Here is a 19,759-nt window from a genome sequence, read left to right on the forward strand (position 1 = left end):
CTTGGCCGCCGGACAGGACTACTACAGGGGGGACCTATCGTCAGAAGCCTTGCGCCAGGCGGTAGTACGCCTGGTTCCACCTCAGTTCGCGTCCGAACAAACGGACGTCGGTCGAGGCGTCGATCAGTGCCAGCTCGGTCTCCAGCATGTCGGCGAGGTCGCCGAGGTGCTCGCCGGTCAGGGCGGTGGAAAGAACTGTGTGGTGCGGGCCGCCCGCCATCAGCCAGGACTCGGCGGATGTGGCCAGGTCGGGCTGGGGCTTCCAGACCGCGCGGGCGACAGGGAGCTTCGGAAGAGCTTCGAGAGGCTCGACCACCTCGATCTCGTTGGCGACGAACCGGAACCGGTCGCCCATGTCGGCGATACCGATCGTGACCGCCTCACCGGGCATGGCGTCGAACACCATGCGCACCGGGTCCTCGCGGCCGCCGATGCCCAGCGGGTGGATCTCGATCCTCGGCTTGGCAGCAGCGATGCTCGGGCAGACCTCGAGCATGTGGGCGCCGAGGATGAGCTCCTGGCCGGGCACCAGGTGGTAGGTGTAGTCCTCCATGAAGGACGTGCCGCCGGGCAGGCCCTGCGCGGCGGACTTCAGGGTGTGCAGCAGCACCGACGTCTTCCAGTCGCCCTCGCCGCCGAAGCCGTAGCCGTCGGCCATCAGCCGCTGCACGGCCAGGCCGGGCAGCTGGCGCAGGCCGCCGAGGTCCTCGAAGTTCGTGGTGAAGGCCTTGAAGCCGCCCTCGGTCAGGAAACTGCGCAGCCCGACCTCGATGCGGGCGCCGTAGCGCAGGGAGTCGTGCCGCTCCCCGCCGGCGCGCAGCTCCGGCGCCACGTCGTAGAGGTCCTCGTACTCCTTGACCAGGCTGGTGATCGCGGCCTCGTCCACCGCGTCCACGACCTCGACCAGCTCGTTCACGCCGTAGGTGTTCACCGACGTGCCGAACCGCAGCTCGGCCTCGACCTTGTCGCCCTCGGTCACCGCGACGTTGCGCATGTTGTCGCCGAACCGGGCCAGGCGCAGGGTGCGCATGGCGTGGCGGCCGGCCGCGGCGCGGGCCCAGACACCGACCTTCTCGATGGTGCGCGGCGAGCTGACGTGGCCGGCGACGGTCTTGCGCGGGGTGCCGAGACGCGTCTGGATGTAACCGAACTCGCGGTCGCCGTGGGCGGCCTGGTTCAGGTTCATGAAGTCCATGTCGATCTCGGCCCACGGCAGGGCCTCGTTCGCCTGGGTGTGCAGGTGCAGCAGCGGCTTGTCCAGCGCGTCCAGGCCGGAGATCCACATCTTGGCCGGGGAGAACGTGTGCATCCAGGCGATCAGGCCGATGCAGTTGTCGTCGGCGTTGGCCTCGAGCATGATCCGGCGGATCGCGGCCGACTCCTTGAGCACCGGCTTCCAGACCACCTCGGCCGGGATCGCGCCGGAGGCGGCGAGGGCCTGCGAGATCGCCTGCGACTGGCTCGCGACCTGCTCCAGCACGTCGTCGCCGTACAGGTTCTGGCTTCCGGTGAGGAACCAGATCGTCTTTTCCTGCGTCATCTCAAAATCCTTGTCACTCGGTCCGATTCAACGTCAAAAGCAGCGGCCCCTGGGGCGACGATGGACGCCCCAGGAGCCACCGCGGTCATCGGCCGTAGACGTTCTGGTAGCGGTCGAAGAGGCTGTCGATGTCGCCCTGCGCCAAGCGCTCCACCGGGCCGAGCGTGCGGGCGAGGTGCACCGTGCGGGCCACCTCCTCCAGCATCACCGCGGCCTTGACGGCGGCCTTGGCGCTCTTGCCGATGGTGAAGGGACCGTGCTGGGCCATCAGGACCGCCGGGGAGTTGTGCCCGCTCAGCGTCTCCACGATGCCGCGGCCGATCGAGTCGTCGCCGATCAGCGCGAACGGGCCGACCGGGATGTCGCCGCCGAACTCGTCGGCCATCATCGTCAGCACGCACGGGATCGGCTCACGCCGGGCGGCCCAGGCGGTCGCGTAGGTGGAGTGGGTGTGCACGACGCCGTTCACGTGGGGCATGTGCTTGTACACGTAGGCATGCGCGGCGGTGTCGGACGAGGGGTTGTGGTCACCCTCGACCAGGTTGCCGTCCAGGTCCACGACCACCATCGCGTCGGCGTCCAGGTCGTCGTAGGAGACGCCGGACGGCTTGATCACGGCGAGGTCGGCGCCGGGCACCCGGGCGGACACGTTGCCGGCGGTCCACACCACCAGCCCGTTGCGCGGCAGCTCGGCGTGCAGCCGGGCCACCTCCTCACGGATCGAGGCGACCGTGGTGCGGATGTCTTCGGTGATGGTCACGGCTTCCCAGCAATCTGCCCCGCGCGCACGGGGTGCCGCGGAGCCGTCGATCTCTTCTGTCCATCGTTGCCACCGCAGACGGAAAGGTCTTTCGCAGTGGGGTTCTCGCGGCGGCTGAGGCAGCTCCGGCCGCGCGGTCCGTCGACGTCGGCAGGCAGGATCATGAGCCCCGCACCACCGGACCCGCCGCTGTGCGACACGGCGGCTGAACGCTCGTGCAGCTGCTGCGCCGCCATGCCCGTCTCCCTCGACGTTCGTCAACTCATCATTGTGAACGTTAACAACGTTCGCTGGGGTGAGAGCTTGCGGGACAGGCCTCGCCCCTGTCAAGAAGGCCTTAAGACCCGGATCCCACCCCGTCCTCGAGGGCTGAACCGCAGTTCAGGGCCATGAAGGTGAGCTGGGTGATCACCAGCACGAGCCTGAACCGGAAAGTTGTGACCGTTAACGAAAGGCGAAACGGTCAAACGCTCCGCCGGGTATTAGACCGGAACTGATGTGACTGACGGGACGGAAAGACACATTCGGTCGCCGAACGGTCGGCATAGCCCGCCGAACGGTCGAATCATGGCGACGAACGGTCGTCGAAACCCGTGGACGGCGCCGAGACCGGGCCGTTATCCACCGAATTCGGTTACTCGCCGTTATCTTTCATAAACTGAGCGCGATCAATGCGGACCCGTTGAGGCGATGTGAGGTGGACAAGTGGGCAGAGCCGGAACTCCCCCGCACTGGTCCGTCCGCTACCGGCACCAGCTCGCCGCGGTGCGGGTGGGGGCACTCGTGGCCGCGGCGGTGGTGGCGACGCTGGCGGCGGAGGCGTTCGTCCTGCTCACGGCCGCCGCCCGGGCCAGGACAGACGAGCTGCTCGCCTCCGCCCTGACCACGGGCGCTCTGGCCGCACTGCCGGCCGTGGTCGGCGGTCCGGCACTGCTCTGGATCCGCCGCTCGGCGCTGAACTATCGCCAGCTGATCACCGAAACCTGCTGCTGCGTGATGGCTTGCGACCTGGTCATGACGATCGTGGTGACGGTGGCGCTGCTGCGCTGAGCGACCTCAGTGAGTCAGCTTGAGGCCCACCACACCGCCGACGATCATCAGCAGGAAGAGGACCTTGGGCACCGAGACCGCCTCTGCCCCGGTCACCATCGCGAACAGCACGGTCAGCACCGCGCCGATTCCCACCCACACCGCGTACGACGTGCCCACCGGCAGGGTGCGCATCGCATAGGCCAGGCCGGCCGTGCTGGCCAGCATGCCGACGGCGAATACGGCCGTGGCAACGGGTTTGGTGAATCCCTCGGAACGGCCGAGAGCGACGGCCCAGACCGCCTCGAGGATTCCGGAGACGACGAGAACGAACCACGACATGACGAGCCTCCCGATGCCGTCTTGTCGCGCTCCGGGTACGGCATACCTCGTCCGGGGACCATGTTCAGATGGCCCTGCCCCCAGGGAAGCAAACCCGCCCGGGCCTGTCCACCCCCTTCACGCGGAAGGGGCATCCGGTCAGGAGGCGCCGGCAGCCTGGGACTTCAGCACCTCGTCACGGGTCGGGATGCTGCTCGCCGCACCTGGGCGCTGCACCGCGAGAGCGCTGACGGCGGTGGCGAACCGGGCCGCCGACACCAGCCGGCCGAGCAGCTCCCCGGCCGCACCGGAATCCGATCCACCTGCCGAACGGCCGGTTTCGCGGGACGAACGGCCCCGACCGGCGTCCGGACGGCCGAGTTCTCCCGCCGACCGGTCCAGTTCGGCCGCCAGCGCGCCGCAGAACGCGTCACCGGCGCCGGTGGTGTCGACCGCCCGCACCCGGTGCGCGGGCACCGCGACCGGTTCACTGCCGCGCACGGCGATGAGTGAGCCCTGCGCACCCAGCGTGAGTACCACCGCCGGAACCTGTTCCAGCAGCCGGGCCGCCAGTTCCCCGGCGGGGGCGGAGGATCCGTTCAGGTCGGCGGCCTCGTGCTCGTTCACGATCAGCACGTCGACCAGGGCGAGCAGGTCCGGGTCCACCTCGCGGGTGGGCGCGGCGTTCAGCAGAACCAGTGCGCCGGGGGCGGCCGAGCGGGCGGCGTCCACCATGGAGGTCTGCGGAATCTCCTGCTGCATCAGCAGGATCCGCGAGGTGGCGACGACCTCTCGCTCGGCGGCGGTGAGCTCGGTGACGGTGGCGTTGGCGCCGGGCACCACGATGATGACGTTCTCGCCGTCGTCGCCGACCGTGATCCAGGCGGTGCCGGTGGCGACGGGCGAGGTGCGGGTGCGGGTGTCCACCCCGGCACCGCGTAGCTCGGTCAGGAGGCGCGCGGCCGCGGCGTCGTCACCCAGTGCCCCCACGAAAACCGTCTGCGCGCCGCTGCGCCCGGCACCGATCGCCTGGTTGGAGCCCTTGCCGCCGGGGTGCTCGGTGACGTCGGTGCCCAGAACGGTCTCGCCCGGCCGGGGGATCCGGGGGGCGCGGACCACGTGGTCCAGGTTCACACTGCCAACGACGCAGACGGCCATTCCGTCACCCCTCAGATCGGTTCGAGCGGCCCACAGCCTACGTCCTAACGACCGGACCGACGGCGGTTCAGCACGCCCACCCCGGCCAGCAGCACCAGCAGCAGACCGGCGAACCAGGTGAGAACCGTGGTGGTGTCGAGGCTGCGCACGGCCACCCCGATGCCCAGGGCCGGGCCGATCAGGCCGAGGTAGCCGATCAGGAACAGCCCGGCCAGGGCCTCACCGCGCTTGGCCGGCGCGGCCGTCGCGACCACCGTGCCGACGGCCGCCTTGAACAGCACGCCGGCGCCGACGCCGGCCAGCACGCCGCCGATCAGGAACAGCGCCAGGCTCTGCGCATGCGCGCCGGCGACCAGCACCAGCAGCCCGGCCACCTCGGCCACCAGGCCCGCGGTCATCTTCAGCCCGGCGGGCAGCGCGGCGGTCAGCGTCTGCGCGGAGGCGGCCGCCCCGAACACCGCGAACACGATCAGCCCGGCCAGGGCCCGCGACGGGTGGTGCAGCGTGCCCGCCACGAAACCCGGTGCGACGGAGGTGAACAGGCCGAAGACCGAGAACCCGGTGAACGCCGCGGCGGCGGCAGCGAGGTATCCGGCCGGGTCACCGTCGGCGCTGATCCGCTGCGGCCGGTAGGCGGGGGTCACCTCCGGCCGGGTCACGGTCTCCGGCGCGATCAGCACGGCCGCCAGGGCGAGCAACAGGAGGACGGCGAACACCAGGTAGGGGGTGCGCAGCGGGGCTCCCACCCACTGGGCCAGGAACCCGGCGACCAGCGGGCCGAACCCCAGACCGCCGATGTTCGCGGCGGTGGAGACCATCTCGAACCGCTGCGCCGGTGCGCCGGGCCGGTGCGCGGCGTGCAGCTCGGCCAGGTGTGCGGTGGCGGTCGCGGTGACCAGCCCCACCCCCAGGCCGGTCACCAGCCGCGCCACCAGCAGCACCGTCAGGTCGGTGCTGACCAGGAACAGCGCGGCGGCGACCAGTTCCAGCAGCAGGGCGGGCAGGAGCACCCGGCGTCGTCCCACCCAGTCGGACACGTGCCCGGCGAGCAGCAGGCTGATCACCACGCCGACCGCGTAGGCCGCGAACACCACGGTGACCATGAAGGTGGAGAAGCCGTCGCGCGCCATGTAGAGCGGGTACAGCGGGGTGGGCACCGTGGAGAAGGCCATGGCGGTGAGGAAGGCGAAGGCGATCAGCCAGAACCCGGTGCCGTGGCGACGGGAGCCCACGACCGGTGCGGCGGGTGCCGGTGCGGAGACTGACAGGGACATGACGAGCGCTCCTGATGGATCGAATCGAGAGTGGATCGAAGGTCGATGCCTTCCATCGTGCTCACCTGCGACTATCACGTCCAACGAAGCTTTCAGCTCGCTGCGATCGCGGATCGCGATAGCTTGACGCCCGTGGAGCTCAGGCATCTGGAGTACTTCGTCGCGGTGGCCGAGGAGGAGAACTTCACCCGCGCCGCGCAGCGCCTGCACATCGTGCAGTCCGCGGTGTCGGCGGCGGTGAAGTCGCTGGAGAAGGAGCTGGGTGCGCGGTTGCTCGACCGGGCCGCCCGCCGGGTCACGCTGACCGACGCCGGGGCCGAGCTGCTCCCCCGCGCCCGGGCCACCCTGGACGCCGCCCGCGAGGCCCGCGACGCCGTCGCCCGGGTGCGGGGCGGCCTGGGCGGGTCACTGCGGATCGGGGTGCTGATCTCGATCCGGGTGGTCGACGTGCCGGCCGTCCTCGGCGAGTACCACCGGCGTCATCCGGGAGTTCAGCTCTACACCCGGGTCTCCCCCACCGGCACCCAGGGACTGGTGCAGCTGATCATCGACCGCAGGATCGACCTGGCCTTCGTCACGCCGTCCGGGCAGACCTGGCCGGGCATCCGGCTGATCGAGCTGGCCCGTTCCGACCTGCGGCTCACCCTGCCGGTGGGGCACCCGCTGGCCGGGCAGGCGTCGGTGACCATGGCCCAGCTCGCCGACCTCGACTTCATCGACTCCCCGGCCGGTTTCGGCAACCGGGCGGCGGCCGACCGGGCCTTCGCCACGGCCGGCCTGCGGCGCCGGGTGACGATCGAGATCACCGAGCTGGCGATCGGGCCGGACTACGTGCGCAACGGGCTGGGCGTGGCGCTGTTTCCGCAGTTCGCGGTGGAGGGCGTGCCCGGTGTGGTCTCCCTGCCCGTGGCGGACGCCGACCTGAGCTTCCCGGTGGCCCTGGCGGTGCCGGACGACCGGCCGGTGAGCGCGGCCGCCCGGGCACTGATCCAGCTGGTCACCGGCTGACGGTCAGGCTGACGATCAGACCCGTCAGCGGGCGTCCGGGTGCTTCCAGCCGATCGCCGGGGCGATGTGCTCGGCGATGGTGGACAGGATGCGGGCGTTGTACTCCACACCGAGCTGGTTGGGCACGGTGAACAGCACGGTGTCGGCCTCCCGCACCGCCTCGTCCTGGGCCAGTTCCCGCGCGATCCGGTCCGGGTCGCCCACGTAGGTTCGGCCGAACCGCGAGCGCACGCCCTCCAGCAGGCCCACCTGGTCGGCCTCGCCGCGCTCGCCGAAGTAGAGCCGGTCGACGTCGGTGGTGATCGGCAGCACGCTGCGCGAGATCGAGACCCGGGGCGTGCGGTCGCCCTGGAAGGCGTCCCGGTACATCCGGATCTGCTCGGCCTGGAGCTGGTCGAACGGCACGCCGGTGTCTTCGGAGAGCAGGGTGGAGCTCTGGAGGTTCATGCCGAGCTCGGCGGCCCAGGTGGCGGTGGCCCGGGTGCCGGCGCCCCACCAGATCCGCTCGGCCAGGCCGGGCGACTGCGGCTGGATCGCCAGGCCGCCACTGACCCCACCGGTGCGCTCGGGGTCGGTGCGGGCGACGGCCGCGCCCTGGATCGCCTGGAGGAAGATCTCGGTCTTGGTGCGGGCCATCTCGGCCGGGGTGCTGCCCTCGGGGGCGACGTAGCCGAAGTTCTCGGCGCCGCGCAGCGCGGTCTCGGGTGATCCCCGGCTGACGCCGAGCTGGAGCCGGCCGCCGCTGATCAGGTCGGCGACGGCGGCCTCCTCGGCCATGTAGAGCGGGTTCTCGTAGCGCATGTCGATCACGCCGGTGCCGATCTCGATCCGCCGGGTGCGCGCGCCGATGGCCGACAGCAGCGGGAACGGGGAGGCGAGCTGGCGCTCGAAGTGGTGCACCCGGACGAAGGCGCCGTCGACGCCGATCTCCTCCGCGGCCTCGGCCAGCTCGATGGTCTGGAGCAGGGCGTCCGCGCCGGTGCGGGTCTGCGACCCGGCGACGTCACGCCAGTGGCCGAAGCTGAGGAAGCCGATCTTCTTGTCCATGGGCACGAGAACAATGGTTGCACGCTCAATCATTCCGTCGTGGCCCCCGTCCGGGTGACTTCAGGGAACCGGTGCGCCGGACGACACGTTCCTATCCCTCGCAAGGCCACCCCATGACGGAGAGAGATGGACGACCACGACTATCCATGCCCCCTGATCTACGCCGAGCCTGACGTGGTGAAGGGGGGAACGAACTGATGTGGATCCTGTCCCTGCTCCTGGGCATCCTGGTGGTTCTGGCGATCACCGCCGTCACCGGATACTTCGTGGCGCAGGAGTTCGCGTTCATGGCGGTGGACCGGTCCGCCCTCGGCGCCCGGGCCGCGGCGGGCGACGCCGCGGCCGAGCGGGCGCTACGGGTCACCCGGCGCACCTCGTTCATGCTGTCCGGCGCCCAGCTCGGCATCACGATCACCGGCCTGCTGGTGGGTTACGTGGCCGAGCCGCTGATCGGCGAGGCGCTGGGTGAGGCCCTGGGCGGTGTCGGCGTGCCCGAGGGTGTCGGCATCGCGATCGGCACCGTGCTGGCGCTGCTGTTCTCCACCCTGGTGCAGATGATCTTCGGCGAGCTGTTCCCGAAGAACCTGGCGATCGCCCGGCCGGAGCCGGTGTCGCTCTGGCTGGCCTCGTCCACCAGCGGCTACCTGACCGTGTTCGGCTGGCTCATCCAGGTTTTCGACCAGGCGTCCAACCTGCTGCTGAAGCTGCTCGGCATCGAGCCGGCGCACGACGTGGAGCACTCCGCCACGGCCCGCGACCTGGAGCACATCGTGGCCGAGTCGGCGCGCAGCGGCGAGCTGCCGAAGGAGCTGTCGCTGCTGCTCGACCGGATCCTCGACTTCCCGCAGCAGGACGTGCAGCACGCGATGATCCCGCGGCACGCCGTGGGGGTGGTGCACGCCGACGACCCGCTGCCGCTGGTGCGGGAGCTGATGAGCACGGGCCACAGCCGCTACCCGGTGCTCGGCCCGGACGACGAGGTGCTGGGCGTGGTGCATCTGCACGACCTGCTGCCGCTGCCCGTGGACCATCCGGGCAGCGCCCGCGACATCATCCGCCCGGCCACGCTGGTGCCGACCACCATGCCGCTGCCGGCACTGCTCCAGCTGCTGGTGGTCGAGCGGGCCCAGCTGGCCTGCGTGCTGGACGAGTGGGGTGGGTTCGCCGGGCTGATCACGGCCGAGGACCTGGCCGAGGAACTGGTCGGCGAGATCACCGACGAGCACGACCCGGCGCTGCGCCCGGGCCGGCCGCAGGAGGACGGCACCTGGGTGCTGCCCGGCGCGACCCCGCTCGACGAGGCCGAGCGCACCGTGGGCCGCGACCTGCCCCGCGGCGACTTCGAGACACTGTCCGGCCTGGTGATCGCCCGGCACGGCTCGCTGCCCGGTCTGGGAACGACCGTGGCGATGGAACTTCCGGTCGATCCGGCGCTGCTGGCGATGGACGGCGAGCCGCCGTCGTTCCGGCTCACCGCCGAGGTGCTGCGGCTGGACCGGCACGTCCCGTCCGAGCTGCGGGTCCGTATCGAGCAGAGCGGTACCGAGATCGAGAAGAGCAGTACCGGGCCGAGCAGCCAGGAGGTGACGGCATGAGCAACCCGATCGTCGTTCTCGTGGTGACCGTGGCCCTGATCGCGCTCAGCGCGTTCTTCGTGGCCGTGGAGTTCGCCCTGCTCGCGGCCCGGCGGCACCGGCTGGAAGACGCCGCCACCACCAGCCGGGCGGCCCGCGCCGCCCTGCGCAGCTCGTCGGAACTGACGGTGCTGCTGGCCGGCTCGCAGCTGGGCATCACGGCCTGCACCCTGGCGCTCGGCGCGGTCACCAAACCGGCCGTGCACCACTGGCTCACGCCGCTGTTCGAGCACTGGGGCATGGGCGAACTGCCCGCCGACGTGGCGGGTTTCGTGCTCGCCCTGATCGTGGTCACCTTCCTGCACCTGGTGGTGGGTGAGATGGCGCCGAAGTCGTGGGCGATCGCCCACCCGGAGACCTCGGCGGTGCTGCTGGCCCTGCCGATGCGGGCGTTCATGAAGACCACCCGCCCGCTGCTGACCGCGCTGAACGAGGTGGCCAACTGGTGCCTGCGCCGGGTCGGGGTGGACCCGGCCGGGCAGGTCGCCTCGGGGCGGGACCCGGCTGCCCTGCGGAGCCTGGTCGAGCACTCGGCCAGCGTCGGGGCGCTGGAGGCGGGCGAGTCGGCCCGGCTCGACAACGCGCTGGAGCTGGAGTCGCTGACCGTCGGCGACCTGGTGCACCGTGACCTGCGGCCCACCGCGGTGCCGCCGGGCTCGGACGTGCGGGCCGTGCGGGAGGCCGCGCTGGCCTCCGGCCACCTGCGCATCCTGATCGGCGAGGGCGTCACGATGAACGCCGTGGTGCACGTGCGCGACACCCTGATGGCCCCGGACGACGCCCCGGCCCAGGACCTGGCCCGGCCGGTGCAGGAGCTGCCCGCGGGGACCAAGGTGTTCCAGGCGCTGAACCAGATGCGCGAGACCCGCAACCACCTGGCCATCGTCACCGAGGACGGCCGCTTCGCCGGCGTCATCACCCTGGCCGACCTGCTGGAGCGGCTCTTCCCCGAGTCGGCGGCGGGGCCGGCCCGGGAGGCGGCACCGGAACCGGCTCGGACGGCCTGACCGACGACGGGCAGATCCGGTGCTGCGACAATGAACTCCATGTCGGCGTACCGGATCTGTTTCGTCTGCACGGGCAACATCTGCCGTTCCCCCTCCGCCGAGGTGATCGTGCGGGCCCGGGCGCAGGACGCCGGGCTGGACGTCGACGTGGACTCGGCCGGCACCGACAGCTACCACGTGGGCGACGGGGCCGACGAGCGTGCGGTGCAGGCCCTGAAGAACGCCGGGTACGACGGCACCCGGCACGTCGCCCGGCAGTTCGACGAGGACTGGTTCGCCGGGCGCGACCTGATCGTGGCGATGGACCGCGGCCACGCCCGCATCCTGCACGCGCTCGCTCCCGACGAGGAGTCGGCGGCCAAGATCCGGCTGCTCCGCTCGTTCGACCCCGACCTCGAAGACCTGGACCACGACGACCGGCGGCTGGACGTGCCCGACCCGTACTACGACCGCAGCGCCGAGAACCACGAGTTCACCGAGATGATCGAGCAGATCGAGGCCGCGGCCGACGGGCTGGTGGACTTCCTCGCCGAGCGCACGGAGCATCCGGCCTGATGACCTTCACCAAGCGCGACCCGCACGCCGCCGAGGGCTTCTACCGGACCGAGGCGGCCGGGCTGCGCTGGCTGGGCGCGGCGACCGCGGACGGCGGTCTGCCGGTGGCCGAGGTGCTGGAGGTGACGGCCACGTCGATCACCCTGCCCCGCTACCCCACCGCCGCCCCCACCCCGGAGCAGGCGCGGGAGTTCGGCCGTCGCCTGGCCCTGACCCACCGGGCCGGGGCCGCGCACCACGGCGCCCCGCCACCAGGCCTCGGCGACGGCTTCATCGCCACCCTGCCCCTACCTCATCTGGCGGAAAGCCCTTCGCACTGGGGGGATTTCTACGCCGGCTGCCGGGTCGAGCCGTTCGCCCGCGCCGCGGCCGACGACGGCGGCCTGAGCCGGACCGGGCTCGACGTCGTCCTCAGGTTGTGCGAGCGCCTGCACCACGGCGATCCGGCTCTGACCGGGCCGGAGGTGCCCGCCGCCCGGCTGCACGGTGACCTCTGGAGCGGCAACGTGCTGTGGACGACGCACGGGCCGCTCCTGATCGACCCGGCGGCCCACGGTGGTCACCCGGAGACCGACCTGGCCATGCTGGCCCTGTTCGGCCTGCCGCACCTGGATCTCGTGCTCGACGCCTACACCGGCACGGCCCCGCTGCCCGACGGCTGGGCCGACCGCGCGCCCCTGCACCAGCTGCACCCGCTCCTGGTGCATGCCGTGCTGTTCGGGCCGTCGTACGGTGAACAGGCCGTGCGTGCGGCCGAGGCCGCCGGGGCCCTGGCATGACCCAGCGACCACGGGGTGCCGTGACCACCGTGCTGCCGTTCTTCCGCAACCGCTGGACCCGGGGACTGGCCGTCGCCCTCGTCGTGCTGGTCGCGGCCGCGGGCACCACCGGGGCCCGGCTGTACTCCTTCCCGCGCACCGACACCCTCGACGACGACTCCCGGGTGGACGCGGTGCTGGCGCTGGGTGGGCGGCCGGAGACGGCCCTCTACGCCCAGGGGCTGGCCGAGCGGGGCATCACCCCGGTGGTGCTGATCTCCAACCCCTACCCGCGGGAGCCGGCCTTCCACCAGGTGCACGACCTGTGCGCCTCGAAACCCACCGGCTACCGGCTGATCTGCTTCGACCCGTCACCGCGCACCACCCGCGGCGAGGCCCGGGAACTGGGCCGGCTGGCGGCCGAGAACGGCTGGGACGAGGTGGCCGTGGTCGCCGCCAGATATCACATCAGCCGCGCCCGCACGATCACCGCGCGATGCTTCCCGGGCACCCTGTACCTGGTCGAGGCCCCTCTGCACATCCCCGCGGTGAACTGGAGTTATCAGTACGTCCGCCAAACACTCGGCTACGTCAAGGTGGCCTTCCAGCAAGGGTGCTGAAACCTCCCCAAGATCAAAGAGGCACCTTTGGGCAGTTTTGACCGGACAATCACGCTATGTTCCGGCCTATGACGTAGCGCTGTAACCCCGCACCGCCATAACTCTTCGGACAGGTTCACCCCCTCACCACGCGCATCGAGGCACCCGACCGTGCCGAGCCGCCGGAACCGTCCCGAGAGGTCGCCCTCATGTCCCGCCGCTTGCCCCGCCTCCTGCCCCGGACATCGTTGTCCAGGCCGTTCGCCTCCCGCCGCCCGACGATCCGCCGGCAGTTGCTCGCCATCGTGCTCGTGCCCAGCATCTCGCTGCTCGCCGTCGCGATGGCCGTGACCACCTACCTGGCGATCCAGGCCCGTGACAGCAGTTCGCTCCAGAAGACGGTGAAGGACGCCTCCGAGCCGGCCGGCCTGGTGATCCTGGGACTCCAGCAGGAGCGCAGGCTTTCCCTCACCGAGCTGGTCGGCGCCGGGGACACCGGGCTGGCCGAGGCCCGGGCCCAGGTGGACGCGGGCCTGGCCCAGGTGTCCCAGATCATCGGCCCGCTGGCCAGCGCCTCGGACTCCACCAGCGTGCAGCGCCAGATCGGGTCGCTCACCCAGCACGGCGACCAGCTGGCCCAGCTGCGGGCCGGCATCGACGCCGGCCAGGTGGACGTCGCCACCGCCTACTCGGCCTACAGCGAGATGATCGCCGGGTTCGGCGCCAGCCTGCGCACCGCCACGCAGGAGGCGCCCGACGCCGCCTCCGCCTACGACCAGCTGACCTCGGTCGACCTCTTCTACGGCGCCGAATCGCTCTGGCGCAGCATCACTCTCACCGAGGTGGCGATCCAGAGCGACGGGTTGCCCGACCCGCTGGTCGAGGAGTACCAGGAGCGGTCCGGCGCCTACCACGCCCAGCTCGCCGCGCTCCAGGCGATCCTGCCGGCGTCCGAGCAGCAGCAGCTGACGACGATCATGTCGGGGAACAGCTGGAAGACCATCACCCAGGTGCAGTCCGCCCTGAACAGCCGGCTGGCGCTCCAGCAGGCCGGGGCGCCGGCCTCGACGATCCGCAAGCAGGCCTGGCCGCCGGTCGGGCTGGCCGCCTGGCGGGCCACGATGAACGACGTCGGCGCCCAGGTGGCCAAGCTCTACGCCGAGCACTCCGCGGCGGCCGCCGAGCGCAGCGAGACCCAGGTGCACGACGAGGAGGTGCGGGCCTGGGTGGTGGGTGCCGCGCTGCTGATGATCGGCATGGTCGTGGTGCTGGTGGCGGTGCGGATGTCGGGCCGGGTGGCGCAGCGGCTGCGCGATCTGCGCGACGACACCCGCCGGCTGTCCGGCAGCCGCCTGCCCGAGGCGGTGAAAGCGCTGCGCCAAGGCCAGGAACCCGGAATCGCGCTGTCGCCGCTCCAGCACGGTGACGACGAGATCGGGGAGGTGGCCGAGGCCTTCAACGAGGCCCAGGACACCGCCGTGCGGGCGGCGGCCGACGAGGCCCGGGCCCGGGCCGGCACGCGCGACGTGTTCCTCAACATCGCGCGCCGCACCCAGGGCATCGCCTACCAGCAGCTCAAGCTGCTCGACCAGGCCCAGGAGCACGTGGAGGACCCGAACCACCTGAAACTGCTTTTCCAGCTGGATCATCTGGCCACCCGGGCCCGGCGGCACGCGGAGAACCTGGTCATTCTCGGCGGCAAACAGCCGGGACGGCGCTGGAGCCAGCCGGTTCCGCTGATCGACGTGGTGCGCGGCGCGACCGGCGAGACGATCAACTACGAGCAGGTGATCTCCCGGCGGGTTCCGGAGGTGCGGGTCGCCTCCGACCGGGCTGCCGACATCATCCACATCCTGGCCGAACTGATCGACAACGCCACCAGTTTCGGCCCTCCGGGGTCGACGGTGGAGGTGCGCGGCGAGATCGTCGGCAAGGGTGTGGTGCTGGAGATCGAGGACCGCGGCCTGGGCATGACGGCCGAGCAGCGTGACCAGCTCAACCGGCAGCTCAGCGACGTGCCGGACTTCGGCGACGTGGCGCTGTCGGCGGACACCCGGCTGGGCCTGTTCGTGGTCGGTCGCCTCGCCGCGCGTCACGAGATCCGGGTCACCCTGCGGGAATCCGTGGCCTACGGCGGCACCATCGCGGTGGTGCTGCTGCCGATGCCGGTGCTGATCGACCCGCTCAGCACCCCCGGCAGCACCGTCGGCGGCACCGGGCCGATCCCGATGCCCGGGCTGTCGATGGCTCAGCTGTTCCCGGCATCCCTCACCGTCCCCCGCCCCACCAACGGCACCCAGGGCACGTGATCCGTGGACGACGACGATGACGAGTTCGTCTGGATGGACGAGGACGGTGGGCGGCTGGTCCGGCCGTACTCGGTGATCCGCGGCCGGACCAGCCCCAGCCATCGCGACCTCGACCTGTTCCAGATGGTCAGCACCCGCGACGGTCTGGTGTCCCCGCAGGTTCCGGACGCCGAGTACGGCCGGATCCTGGAGCTGTGCCGCAACCCGCTCTCGATCGCCGAGGTGGCCGCCTACTCCGGGCTGCCGATGGCGGTGGCCAAGGTGATCATCAGCGATCTGCTCGACAACGGTTACCTGGTGGCCGGTTCCAGCATGCCGGAACGCGACCCGCGGTTGCTGATGCTCATCCTCGAAGGGCTGAAACGGCTATGAGGCCGTCTTCCTCCCACACGTCCAGCACCTCCAGGTCGGGCTGACCCGACCGGGAGCAGCCGGTGGCCAGGTCCCAGGTGTTCAGGTGCAGCGGGCAGATCAGCACGGCGTCGTCGATCTGCCCGTCGGCCAGCGGGCCACCGGCGTGCGGGCAGGCCGCGGGCACCGCCCGCAGCGTGCCCGAGCGCAGGCGGAACACGGCGATCATCCGGCCTCCCAGATCGAACGCCCGGCCCTCACCGGGCGGGATCTGGCCGACCGGGCCCAGCACGACACGGGTCGACAGCGTGGTCATCCCTGGGCTCCCTCGATCGTCAGCTCGGTCTTCGGCTCGACGTCCAGAGGACGGCGCGGGTCGTGCCGCGTGGAGCGCCCGGCCCTGCCGCCCAGGGCCGTGCTGCCGTCGCGGACCGGCACCTGGGGCAGCGAGATCAGCGGCAGCGAGGGCCGGAACTGGCCGGGCACGGCCGGTTCCCGGCCCTCCTTCCAGGGGTCGCGGTAACCCTCGACGGTCTCCTGCATACGGGCGTCCAGGTCGGCGGCGATGCCCTCGGAGTCGTGCACCACCACGTCCCGGATGTGGTCCAGGCCGATCCGCGGCACGAACGCGTAGGTGCGCTCCAGCCACTTGGCGTTCTCCCGGTAGTACTGGAGGAACCGGCCGCTGATCCGCAGCACCTCCTCCGGGCTGTCCACGGTCACCAGCAGGTCGCCCTTGCGGATGTGGGCACCGGCCGCACCGCCGACGTAGATCTCCCAGCGGCCGCCGTCGACCGCCACCACGCCGATGTCTTTCACCAGCGACTCGGCGCAGTTGCGGGGGCAGCCACTGACCGCCATCTTCACCTTGCCCGGCGACTCGATGCCCTGGAACCGGGTCTCGATCGCCACCCCGAGCGCCGTCGAGTCACCCAGGCCGAACCGGCAGAAGTCCGACCCGACACAGGTCTTCACGGTGCGGAAGCTCTTGCCGTAGGCGTAGCCGGAGGGCATGTCCAGGTCGGCCCAGACCTTGGGCAGGTCCTCCTTCGGGATGCCGAGCAGGTCGATGCGCTGCCCACCGGTCAGCTTGATCATCGGTACCCGGTACTTCTCCGCCACGTCGGCGATGGTGCGCAGCTGCTCGATCGAGGTGACGCCGCCCTTCATCTGCGGCACCACCGAGAACGTGCCGTCGCGCTGGATGTTCGCGTGCACCCGGTCGTTGATGTAGCGGCCGTCGCGCTCGTCCACGAAGTCGTCCGGCCACATCGTGCGCAGCAGCGAGGTCAGGCCCATCTTGCTCTTCGCGTCATGGTTGCCACCCGGCGCCAGCTTCTCGAAAACCGCTGACACCGAATACAACCGGAGATCCCGGATGGCGGCCATCAGCTCGGGCTTGGCCAGTGGCACGCCCGGCACGTAGTAGTGCTCCGCCGGGTCGTTCCGCACGTCGTCGCCGGCGGCCCACTCGACGATCTGCCGCACCAGCGACCTGCACGAGCCGCAGCCCTTGCCGGCCCGGGTCCGGTCCATCACGCCGGACACCGTCTTGGTGCCGTCCGCAACGCATTTCACCAGCGTGCCCTTGCTGACGCCGTTGCAGTTGCACACCTGTGCGTCGTCCGACAGTTCGGCCACCCCGACCTCGGCCGCCGGGGTGCCCAGGTCGAACAGCAGGTTGACCCGCTCCTCGGGCAGCTCCTGCCCCTGGTCGAAGGCCTGGATCAGGAACGACACCTTGTTCACGTCACCGACCAGGGTGGCACCGACCAGCCGCCCGTCACGGATGATCACGCTCTTGTACACGCCCCGGCGCGGCTCGCTGAACACCACGAACTCGTCGTCGTCGCGCTCCGGCGCGGTGATCCCCATCGAGGCCACGTCGACCCCGGCCACCTTGAGCTTCGTGGTGATCCGGGAGCCGTGGTAGGCGGCGTCGGGGGCGGCGCCGGTGAGCACGTCGGCCAGCACCCGGGCCTGCTCCCAGATCGGTGCGACCAGGCCGTAGACCTCGCCGCGGTGCTGGGCGCACTCACCCACCGCGAACACGTCCGGGTCGTCGGCCGAGCACATCCGGTCGTCCACCACCACGGCGCGTTCCACGGTGAACCCGCTGGTCTCGGCGAACTCCACGTTGGCCCGGATGCCGGCCGCGAGAACCACCAGGTCGCAGGGAATCTCGGTGCCGTCCTTGAGCAGCACCCCGCGCACCCGGTCGTCCCCGACCACCTGCGAGGCCAGGGCACCGGTGCGCACCCCGATCCCCATCGCCTCGATGCTGCGCCGCAGGATTCCGCCGCCCTGCTCGTCGAGCTGCATGTTCATCAGGTGCCCCATGGCGTGCAGCACCTCGACCCGCACCCCGTGCGACTGGAGACCACGTGCCGCCTCCAGGCCCAGCAGACCGCCGCCGATCACCACGGCCCGCTCGTGAGCCTGGGCCAGCCGGACGATCTCGCGGGTGTCGTCGAGCGTGCGGAACCCGACGACGCCCTCCAGCAGGCTGCCGTCGTCGCGGCGCACACCGTTCATCGGCGGCACGAACGAGCGGCTGCCGGTGGCGATCACCAGAACGTCGTAGGGAGTGGCACTTCCGTCGTCGCCGTAGACCAGTTTGGCGAACCGGTCGATCCGGTCGATCCGCACCGGAACCCGCAGCGTGATCGCGTTGCTCTCGTACCAGGCCAGGTCGTTGAGGAAGATGCCGGACTCCTCCTCCTCGCCGGAGAGCACGTGGGAGAGCGCGATCCGGTTGTAGTTGCCGTACGGCTCGTCGCCGAACACGGTGATGTCGAACATCTCGCCGCCGCCCCGTTCGAGGATCTCCTCGATCGTGCGGCCCGCCGCCATCCCGTTGCCGACGACGACCAGGCGCCGTTTCGCGTTCACACCTCCACCAGCCCGAAGTCGATCACCAGCGTGCCGTCGAGCTCTTCCGGCGCGGCCACGTGCAGCTCGAGAACCGTTCCTCCGAGCAGGTCCTCGACCACCCGCAGCGGCACGTGCACGTCCGAGCGGGCACCGATCGGGAAGTAGCGCATCGGTGAGCCGTCGCGCATCAGCACCACCGTGATCAGCTCGGCCGCGGAGTTCCCGCCCCGGAAGTACAGGGCCTGGGCGGTCTTTCCCTCCGGCACCGTGTAGGACAGGGCCGGGTCGACGGGGCCGGGCTTGTGCTGCCCCTGCCCGGTGAAGGCGTAGATCCCCTGGAGGAAGCGCGGACTGCTGTGCATGGTGGGTTCTCCTCGTTGTGCTGGTCTAGGTCGGTTCCCCGGCAACCGCGGGGTCGGATGTCACGACGAGCCGGTACCCGCGTTTCACCACGGTCTGCACCAGGGCCGGCGTGCCGAGCGCCGCCCGCAGCCGGGCCACCGCCACCTCCACGGCGTGCAGGTCGCCCGCCCCGGGCAGCGCCGTCAGCAGCGTGGCCCGGTCGACCACGTGCCCCGGGCGGCGGGCCAGCTCGCGCAGGATCGCCATCGGCGCCGGCGAGAGGGTGAGCAGCGTGCCGTCGAGCAGGGCGCCCTGGCCCCGCACCTCCAGCACCCCGGCGGCGGTGCGCAGGGAGCGCACCCGGGTGCCGGTCAGATGGTCCACCGTGGCCCGGATCAGCGCACCGAGCCGGCCCCGGTCCGGGATCAGCGGGCTCAGCCCGGCGTCGATCAGGGGTTTCGCGGTGATCTGGCCGACCGCGGCCGCCACCACGTCGGTGCGCAGGGCCGCCACCAGCTGCTCGTGACGGCCCATCCGCCCGGCCGCCGCGAGGAAGGCCTCGGCGCCGGGGGCACTGGTGAACAGCACCGCGTCGACCGTGCGGTTGCAGGTGGCCTCGATCGAGCGTTCCACGGCCACCGGGTCGGGCGCCGGGCCCCAGCGGTACACCCGCACCGGCACCACCTCGGCCCCGGCCAGCCGCAGCCGGTCGAGCAGCGCCTCGTCGCGACTGCCGTGCAGCTGCACCACCACCCGGCGGCCCGCCACCCCCCGGGCGATCAGCGAGTCCACCGCCTCGGAGGTGGTCTCCGACGCGGCCGACCAGCTCTCGATCAGCCCGGCGGCGCGGATCGCCCCGCGGGCCTTGGGACCGCGCGCCAGGATGCGCGCCTCGGCGAGCACCTCCAGCAGGTGCGGTGCCAGGCCCACCGAGTCGGCGGTCTCGATCCAGCCGCGGAACCCGATCGCCGTGGTGACGATCACGGCGTCCGGTGGCTGCTGCACCACTTTGGCTGTCGCGTCGATCAATTCGTCGTCCTCTTCGAGAGGCAGGTAACGCAGGGTCGGGGCCTGGATCACCCCGGCCCCACGCCGGGCGAAGTTGGCGGCCAGCTCGTCGGCGCGCCGGTCGCAGGTGAGCAGTACGGAGAACCCGGTGAGGGTCTCGCGGGGGCCGTCGGGGACCATGACTG

The 19,759-nt window shown here is 71.2% G+C and carries 19 protein-coding genes and 1 riboswitch; of the genes, 9 read left to right on the top strand and 10 right to left on the bottom strand.

Going from position 1 to position 19,759, the window contains the following annotated elements:
* Positions 1-40: 40 nt before the first annotated feature.
* Positions 41-1,540, bottom strand: coding sequence for an L-arabinose isomerase (gene araA, locus KIH74_RS17005; protein WP_214156930.1), 1,500 nt, complete (start codon positions 1,538-1,540; stop codon positions 41-43).
* An 85-nt stretch (positions 1,541-1,625) separates the two neighbouring features.
* Positions 1,626-2,300, bottom strand: coding sequence for an L-ribulose-5-phosphate 4-epimerase (locus KIH74_RS17010; protein WP_214156931.1), 675 nt, complete (start codon positions 2,298-2,300; stop codon positions 1,626-1,628).
* A 705-nt stretch (positions 2,301-3,005) separates the two neighbouring features.
* On the opposite strand from KIH74_RS17010, the gene KIH74_RS17015 reads away from it, so the two are divergent.
* The gene (locus KIH74_RS17015) at positions 3,006-3,350 is read left to right on the top strand and encodes a hypothetical protein (protein WP_214156932.1); all 345 of its coding nucleotides are present in this window, start codon (positions 3,006-3,008) and stop codon (positions 3,348-3,350) included.
* Positions 3,351-3,356: 6 nt separating this feature from the next.
* Here the strand turns inward: KIH74_RS17015 and KIH74_RS17020 are convergent, their stop codons facing one another.
* The 3 genes from KIH74_RS17020 to KIH74_RS17030 form a co-directional block, all read right to left on the bottom strand.
* The gene (locus tag KIH74_RS17020; RefSeq protein ID WP_214156933.1) at positions 3,357-3,671 is read right to left on the bottom strand and encodes a DMT family transporter; all 315 of its coding nucleotides are present in this window, start codon (positions 3,669-3,671) and stop codon (positions 3,357-3,359) included.
* A 10-nt stretch (positions 3,672-3,681) separates the two neighbouring features.
* Positions 3,682-3,749, bottom strand: a riboswitch (guanidine-III (ykkC-III) riboswitch).
* A gap of 60 nt (positions 3,750-3,809) precedes the next feature.
* On the bottom strand, positions 3,810-4,808 hold the full coding sequence (locus KIH74_RS17025) for a ribokinase (protein ID WP_246572490.1): 999 nt from the start codon (positions 4,806-4,808) through the stop codon (positions 3,810-3,812).
* Positions 4,809-4,852: 44 nt separating this feature from the next.
* On the bottom strand, positions 4,853-6,082 hold the full coding sequence (locus KIH74_RS17030) for an MFS transporter (protein ID WP_214156935.1): 1,230 nt from the start codon (positions 6,080-6,082) through the stop codon (positions 4,853-4,855).
* Between the two features lie 132 nt (positions 6,083-6,214).
* On the opposite strand from KIH74_RS17030, the gene KIH74_RS17035 reads away from it, so the two are divergent.
* A complete protein-coding gene (locus KIH74_RS17035) occupies positions 6,215-7,090 on the top strand; it encodes a LysR family transcriptional regulator (RefSeq protein ID WP_214156936.1) in 876 nt (291 codons plus the stop codon).
* Between the two features lie 24 nt (positions 7,091-7,114).
* On the opposite strand, the gene KIH74_RS17040 is transcribed toward KIH74_RS17035, so the two are convergent.
* Positions 7,115-8,137, bottom strand: a complete 1,023-nt coding sequence (locus KIH74_RS17040; protein ID WP_214157031.1) for an LLM class flavin-dependent oxidoreductase — start codon at positions 8,135-8,137, stop codon at positions 7,115-7,117.
* Positions 8,138-8,331: 194 nt separating this feature from the next.
* Here KIH74_RS17040 and KIH74_RS17045 point away from each other — a divergent pair, with 194 nt between their 5' ends.
* The 7 genes from KIH74_RS17045 to KIH74_RS17075 all read left to right on the top strand — a co-directional run bounded on the left by KIH74_RS17045 (position 8,332) and on the right by KIH74_RS17075 (position 15,371).
* Entirely contained in the window at positions 8,332-9,732 is a 1,401-nt protein-coding gene (locus KIH74_RS17045) for a hemolysin family protein (protein WP_214157032.1), read from the top strand.
* Complete coding sequence (locus tag KIH74_RS17050; protein WP_214156937.1) at positions 9,729-10,778, top strand: hemolysin family protein; 1,050 nt, start codon at positions 9,729-9,731, stop codon at positions 10,776-10,778. Before KIH74_RS17045 ends, KIH74_RS17050 begins: the two co-directional genes overlap by 4 nt.
* 39 nt (positions 10,779-10,817) lie before the next feature.
* Positions 10,818-11,333: a low molecular weight protein-tyrosine-phosphatase gene (locus tag KIH74_RS17055; protein ID WP_214156938.1), complete on the top strand. Its 516-nt coding sequence runs from the start codon at positions 10,818-10,820 to the stop codon at positions 11,331-11,333.
* On the top strand, positions 11,330-12,112 hold the full coding sequence (locus KIH74_RS17060; protein WP_372492081.1) for a fructosamine kinase family protein: 783 nt from the start codon (positions 11,330-11,332) through the stop codon (positions 12,110-12,112). The genes KIH74_RS17055 and KIH74_RS17060 overlap by 4 nt, the downstream gene beginning before the upstream one ends.
* Positions 12,109-12,711, top strand: a complete 603-nt coding sequence (locus KIH74_RS17065; RefSeq protein WP_214156940.1) for a YdcF family protein — start codon at positions 12,109-12,111, stop codon at positions 12,709-12,711. Before KIH74_RS17060 ends, KIH74_RS17065 begins: the two co-directional genes overlap by 4 nt.
* Positions 12,712-12,938: 227 nt before the next feature.
* Positions 12,939-14,999: a sensor histidine kinase gene (locus tag KIH74_RS17070; protein WP_214156941.1), complete on the top strand. Its 2,061-nt coding sequence runs from the start codon at positions 12,939-12,941 to the stop codon at positions 14,997-14,999.
* Between the two features lie 3 nt (positions 15,000-15,002).
* Positions 15,003-15,371, top strand: coding sequence for a DUF742 domain-containing protein (locus KIH74_RS17075; protein WP_214156942.1), 369 nt, complete (start codon positions 15,003-15,005; stop codon positions 15,369-15,371).
* Here KIH74_RS17075 and KIH74_RS17080 read toward each other — a convergent pair.
* From KIH74_RS17080 to KIH74_RS17095, 4 genes are read right to left on the bottom strand one after another with little or no spacing between them, the layout of a single operon-like run.
* Positions 15,343-15,666: a Rieske (2Fe-2S) protein gene (locus KIH74_RS17080; protein ID WP_214156943.1), complete on the bottom strand. Its 324-nt coding sequence runs from the start codon at positions 15,664-15,666 to the stop codon at positions 15,343-15,345. The genes KIH74_RS17075 and KIH74_RS17080 overlap by 29 nt on opposite strands.
* Entirely contained in the window at positions 15,663-18,242 is a 2,580-nt protein-coding gene (gene nirB / locus KIH74_RS17085) for a nitrite reductase large subunit NirB (protein ID WP_214156944.1), read from the bottom strand. The genes KIH74_RS17080 and nirB overlap by 4 nt, the downstream gene beginning before the upstream one ends.
* Positions 18,239-18,586, bottom strand: coding sequence for a molybdopterin oxidoreductase (locus KIH74_RS17090; protein WP_214156945.1), 348 nt, complete (start codon positions 18,584-18,586; stop codon positions 18,239-18,241). The genes nirB and KIH74_RS17090 overlap by 4 nt, the downstream gene beginning before the upstream one ends.
* A 25-nt stretch (positions 18,587-18,611) precedes the next feature.
* Positions 18,612-19,754, bottom strand: a complete 1,143-nt coding sequence (locus KIH74_RS17095; protein ID WP_214156946.1) for a uroporphyrinogen-III synthase — start codon at positions 19,752-19,754, stop codon at positions 18,612-18,614.
* Positions 19,755-19,759: the final 5 nt, after the last annotated feature.

The sequence above is a fragment of the Kineosporia corallincola genome, assembly GCF_018499875.1.
Lineage (GTDB): Bacteria > Actinomycetota > Actinomycetes > Actinomycetales > Kineosporiaceae > Kineosporia > Kineosporia corallincola.